At 49.1% G+C, this 5464-nt stretch carries 6 protein-coding genes; 4 read left to right on the forward strand and 2 right to left on the reverse strand.

Annotation, left to right across the window (positions count from 1 at the left end):
• The 4 genes from Q7V48_00550 to alaS all read left to right on the forward strand — a co-directional run.
• Positions 1 to 210 (forward strand): 2'-5' RNA ligase family protein (locus Q7V48_00550; GenBank protein MDO9209234.1); only part of this gene is annotated, 210 nt, incomplete at its 5' end.
• A 19-nt stretch (positions 211 to 229) separates the two neighbouring features.
• Entirely contained in the window at positions 230 to 1255 is a 1026-nt protein-coding gene (recA, locus tag Q7V48_00555; GenBank protein ID MDO9209235.1) for a recombinase RecA, read from the forward strand.
• Positions 1252 to 1812 carry a regulatory protein RecX gene (locus Q7V48_00560; protein MDO9209236.1) on the forward strand — a complete coding sequence of 187 codons (561 nt, stop codon included), beginning with the start codon at positions 1252 to 1254 and terminating at the stop codon, positions 1810 to 1812. The genes recA and Q7V48_00560 overlap by 4 nt, the downstream gene beginning before the upstream one ends.
• Positions 1809 to 4457 (forward strand): alanine--tRNA ligase, encoded by a 2649-nt coding sequence (gene alaS / locus Q7V48_00565; protein ID MDO9209237.1) that lies wholly within the window; start codon positions 1809 to 1811, stop codon positions 4455 to 4457. The genes Q7V48_00560 and alaS overlap by 4 nt, the downstream gene beginning before the upstream one ends.
• Here the strand turns inward: alaS and Q7V48_00570 are convergent.
• Together Q7V48_00570 and Q7V48_00575 are read right to left on the reverse strand one after the other, a co-directional pair.
• Positions 4454 to 5200: an outer membrane protein assembly factor BamD gene (locus Q7V48_00570; protein ID MDO9209238.1), complete on the reverse strand. Its 747-nt coding sequence runs from the start codon at positions 5198 to 5200 to the stop codon at positions 4454 to 4456. The two genes, alaS and Q7V48_00570, sit on opposite strands and share 4 nt — an antisense overlap.
• A gap of 92 nt (positions 5201 to 5292) precedes the next feature.
• Positions 5293 to 5464, reverse strand: a 172-nt coding sequence (locus Q7V48_00575) for a methylmalonyl-CoA mutase (GenBank protein ID MDO9209239.1), incomplete at its 5' end; no start/stop codon positions are given.

The following is a 5464-nucleotide window of genomic DNA, read 5'->3' on the forward strand; positions in this document are numbered from 1 at the left end:
CCTCGCCCTTTCACGCCCCACTTGACAATCGGGAGAGTCCGTTCCTTCAAAGGAAAAGGAGCGTTGACCCAGGCCATCGAGGCGCATAAAAACATAGAAATTGGGGCTTTTCAGGCGAAGGAGGTTTTTCTTTTCCAGAGCGAACTGACCCCTTCGGGGGCCATCTATACGAAGTTAAAAACCTTTCCAATGCGAGCCAATCATGTCTAAACGAAAAGAGGAGGGAATCATGCCGGCGGAGAGTCCTAAAGAGAAAGCGATCGATCTGGCGGTTAGTCAGATTGAGCGGCAATTTGGCAAAGGGGCCATCATGCGCCTGGGGACGGATGCCATCATCCCAGACATTCAGGTCATTTCCACGGGGTCATTTGCTTTGGACATTGCCCTGGGCGTGGGAGGGGTGCCGCGGGGACGGGTCGTGGAAATCTTCGGTCCGGAAGCTTCCGGCAAGACCACTCTGGCCCTGCATATTGTCGCTGAAGCCCAAAAGAAAGGGGGCATTGCCGGGTTCATCGACGCCGAACACGCCCTGGACGTCGCTTATACCCGGAAGCTCGGAGTCAAGACGGACGACTTGTTGATCTCGCAACCGGACACCGGAGAGCAAGCCCTGGAAATCGTCGAAATGCTCGTACGCAGTGGGGCCATCGACGTTGTTGTAATCGATTCGGTCGCGGCTCTGGTCCCTAAGGCTGAATTAGAAGGGGAAATGGGCGATGCCCACATGGGCTTACAAGCCCGCTTGATGTCCCAAGCCTTGCGGAAACTGACCTCCACGATCAGCAAATCCAATACCTGTGTCATTTTCGTAAACCAGATCCGCATGAAGATTGGCGTGTTATTTGGTAACCCAGAGACAACCACCGGGGGGAACGCCCTCAAGTTTTACTCTTCCGTTCGCCTGGACATCCGCCGGATCGGAGCGATCAAAGACGGGCAGGAGGTGATCGGCAACCGAACCCGGGTTAAGGTGGTAAAAAACAAATTGGCCCCTCCATTCAGAGAAGTAGAATTTGACCTCATGTACGGGGAAGGAATTTCGCGGGAAGGCGATCTTTTGGACTTGGCCGTGGAAAATGAAGTTGTTGAAAAAAGCGGAGCGTGGTTTTCCTTCGCTAATGAGAGGATCGGTCAAGGACGGGAAAATTCGAAGGCTTTCTTGAAGGAGCATCCTGAAATCTCCAAAGCGATTGAAGAGAAACTATTGGAGCGCTTCCGACTTTCCAAAAAACAGAAGGAAACCCCGGCTTCGTGAAAGAAAGGCTCCTTTGCCCAAAGCATCCTTTTCCTGCATTCTCAGCACGCTTTACGGCGAAAAGAGATGTAAAAAAACGGGCAGTATATCCGAGGAGCGCCGAAGAATCCGCCCTTCGCCTTTTAGCCCAGCGGGATTACAGTCGCGAAGAAATGCGGCGCAAACTTACGGCCAAGGGATTTCCCCCCGGGGAAATCGAAGCCGCCTTGGGAGAATTGGAAGCCAAAAAATTTCTGGATGACTTTCGTTACGCCCAACGTTTAGCCATCGCCTTGGCCAGGGGAAAATTCCTCGGCCCGCAGCAAATCCGACAAAAATTTTTTCAAAAAGGAATTCCGGCAGATTTGGCTCAAGCCGCCATGGCAATTGCCGAAGTCACTGTCCCAGCTACCGAACGGCTGCAAAAGGTAATGCGAATGAAGCTGAAAGGAAGACTTTTGGAGGAAGTAACCCTTGCCGAGAAGAGGAAATTAGCGAATACCCTTCGCCGGAAGGGATTCTCATGGGAGGATATCCAGGAGGCCTTTCGAGAATTAGGAGGTTTTACAGAGGAATGAAGACGGGTAGCGAAATCCGCCGCAATTTTTTAGATTACTTCCAGGGGAAAGGACATGCCATTGTTAAAAGCTCCCCCTTAATTCCCCAAAAGGACCCTACTCTGCTTTTCACCAATGCCGGAATGGTGCAATTCAAGAATTATTTTACCGGGGAAGAGGAGGCCCCCTTTTCCCGGGCAACCACTTCCCAAAAATGCGTGCGGGCGGGGGGGAAACACAATGACCTAGAAAATGTTGGGTACACAGCCCGTCATCACACTTTTTTCGAAATGCTGGGGAATTTTTCTTTTGGCGATTATTTCAAAGAAGGAGCCATTGCCATGGCCTGGGAATTCCTAACCGGAGTCCTGGGCTTATCCCAAGAAAAGCTGTGGGTAACGATTCATCAGGGTGATGAAGCTTTAGGCATTGGGCCGGATGATGAAGCCAAGAAGATTTGGGTCCGCTTTGTCCCTGAGGAAAGGATTCGGGCACTCCCCAGCGAAGATAATTTTTGGCAAATGGGGGATACAGGACCTTGTGGTCCCTGCTCGGAAATTGTCATCGACCAGGGTCCAGGAATTGGGTGCGGCCGCCCGGAATGCGCCATCGGTTGCGATTGCGACCGCTACCTTGAGCTTTGGAACCTGGTCTTCATGCAATTTGAACGCCACTCGGATAGGCAGATAACCCCTCTTCCCAAGCCCAGCATCGATACCGGAATGGGGTTGGAACGGATTACGGCCATCGTTCAGGGAGTGGATAGTAATTACGCTACCGACCTTTTCCAAATAATTTTTAAAGCCATTGAACAATGGAGTGGTCGGAAATATTTTGCCCATGGGGCCGACAGTGTCTCCTTTCGGGTCATTGCTGACCACTGCCGAGCCGCAACTTTCTTAATCAGCGATGGCGTTCTTCCTGCCAATGAAGGAAGGGGATATGTTCTGCGTCGGGTCATGCGCCGGGCGATGCGCCATGGAAAGAAATTGGGGCTCAGCGATCCTTTTTTATTCCGTTTGACGAATGAGGTGGTCGAACTGATGGGGGAAGCCTACCCGGAACTACTCAGTGCCCGGGAGATGGTTAAAATGGTGATCTCCAATGAAGAAGAGCGTTTTTCCGAAACCCTGAACATTGGTCTGCGCCTCTGGGCCGAAGAAAAACAAAAATTGCTGCAGGGAAAACAGCGACTGATTCCGGGCGAGTTAATTTTTAAGCTTTACGACACTTATGGGTTCCCGTTGGACCTGACCGAAGAAATGGCTCGCGATGAAGGTTTTCATATGGACCGGCAAGGATTTGAAGCAGCCATGGAGATCCAGCGCGCTCGGGCCCGTGAGTCTTGGAAAGGCTCTGGGGAAGAAGCCTTGCGAAAAATCTACAAAGCCCTCGCAGCTCAGAATTTGCGATCGGAATTCGTAGGATACGACCGACTGGGATCTGAGGGGAGAATCGTCAAAATCCTCAAAGACGAAAGCGAAATTGAGGAAGGTCATGAAGGTGAAGAGGTGGAGATAATCACTGACCGAACTCCGTTCTATGGTGAATCTGGAGGGCAAGCGGGTGACCGCGGAATCCTGACTTCCAAAAACTCTTTAATGGAAGTTACTCATTGCTCCAGGCCTTTGCCGGAAGTGATCGTCCATCGGGGGGTCATTAAAAAAGGAATCTTACGGCTGGGAGATGTGCTTCAACTCAAGGTCGATGCGGATAACAGGAGAAAGACAGCCCTCAACCATACCGCCACCCATCTCTTACAGGCTGCCCTAAGACAGATTTTGGGAGATCATGTGAAGCAAGCAGGATCGTTAGTGACCCCTTCACGTTTGCGTTTCGATTTTACTCATTTTTCTCCTCTAACGAGCGAAGAAATTGATCGCGTGGAAGGCATCGTTAATTCGCGAATACGCCAGAATCTGGAAGTAGGCGTTTCCTTCGTTTCCTACAAGGAAGCCTTAGAAAAAGGTGCCATGGCCCTCTTTGGAGAGAAATATGGGGATATCGTACGTATGGTCCAGATGGGAAAAATAAGCGCCGAACTTTGTGGGGGTACCCACACTCAACGCACCGGAGACATTGGACTTTTTAAAATTACTTCCGAGACCGGGGTGGCTGCGGGCGTGCGACGGATCGAAGCAGTCACCGGGGAGGAAGCCTGGGAAGCAATCCAACAGGAAGAAAAAGAACTTCAAACCATTGCCGCTGCAGTTAAGGCCAAGCCAGGAGAAGTAGCGGAGAGAGTGCGACGGCTCCTCAAAGAACAAAAAGAACTTGAGAAGGCCTTTCAAGTCTTGCAAGCCAAAGTGTCTGCCGGTCAAACGAAAGAGCTGGCTTCCTCAATCCAAAGAGTCAAAGGAATCCAGGTCCTTTCCACCCGGGTGGAAGTCAAAGATCCCAAAGCCTTGCGGGAAATGGCTGATCGTCTAAAAGATCAAATTCGGTCCGGGGTCATCCTCCTGGGTGCCTATGGAGATGGGAAGGCCATGCTTCTTTGTGCCGTTACCAAGGATCTCGAAGAAAGATACCCTGCGCATAAATTGGTTAAAGAAGTAGCCAAATATGTAGGGGGCACTGGTGGGGGACGGGCTGATATGGCTCAGGCCGGCGGGCCAAACGTGCAAGGATTAAATCAAGCCTTGGAAAAAATTTATGAAATTATTTAAGATGTTGGCTCTTGCCCCACAGGAGATATTTCCTTTTTGGGTTTTTTCTTTTTCTCTTCCTGGGCTTCCTTTGCCTTTCTTTTTTCTTCCTCTTTGGCAATCTCAGCCCGGCATTTTTCGGCCAGAGGCTTAATCTTTTTTTCGAGGCCCGACTCCGGGTATTTTTGAAGAATTCCTTCAAACCTTCCTAAGGTTGCCTTGTATTTTTGCATACGGTAATAGAAATGGCCGATATAAAATTCGTGTTCGGCTAATTGTAGCTGGCAGTACTGCATTTTCTTTTTGGCTTCCGCTGTGTGGGGACTTTGAGGAAAATTTTCAACCAAGTACCGAAATTGTTCAATGGCCTTCTCGGTTTCGGTCTGGTCGCGATCCAGGGTCCCTATTTGCTTAAAATGGGACATGCCAATTTGGTAGATGGCATAAGGAATCTCAGAGTGCAGCGGATGAAGTTTTTTAAAATCCTCGTACTGAACGATGGCCTCAGCGTAATTTTTGCCGAAAAAAAGCGCATCAGCAATCCTCAATTCAGCCAGGGGAGTGTAATGGCTAAGAGGAAATTCTTCTTTAAATTTGCGGAATGCTTCTGTGGCTTCTTCATATTTTTTATTATATAATAATTTTAATGCATTATTATACATTTCTTGAGGTGTCAGTTCATGTTCTTTTTTCGCCCACCACCCACACCCGGAAAAGAATCCCACCAATATGAATATCAAGCCTAAGCTAATAATTTTTTTCAAGATTTTTACTTTCCAACTCATAAGCAATTCTAAAAGGATGGCCATCGCTTTGGTTATAGCTATCGCTACTGGATTAAAGTCTTTTTTTATCCCTAAATTTTCGGTTTGATATTCTGTTGGACCCAGAGAATGATATCTTCCGTTGAAGTTCCAGGTCTAAAGATGGCTTGAACTCCTTGTCCTTGCAATTGGGGAATGTCTTCATCAGGAATGATGCCCCCTCCAAAGAGTTTGATATCCTCCGCCTTGTTTTCTTTCAGGAGC

Source organism: Deltaproteobacteria bacterium (assembly GCA_030654105.1).
Classification (GTDB): Bacteria; Desulfobacterota; SM23-61; order SM23-61; family SM23-61; genus JAHJQK01.

What these genes read in the sequence shown, in the direction of transcription:
- recA (MDO9209235.1), top strand. Translation starts at nt 230, where the DNA reads ATGCCGGCGGAGAGTCCTAAAGAGAAAGCGATCGATCTGGCGGTTAGT.
- alaS (MDO9209237.1), top strand. Translation starts at nt 1,809, where the DNA reads ATGAAGACGGGTAGCGAAATCCGCCGCAATTTTTTAGATTACTTCCAG.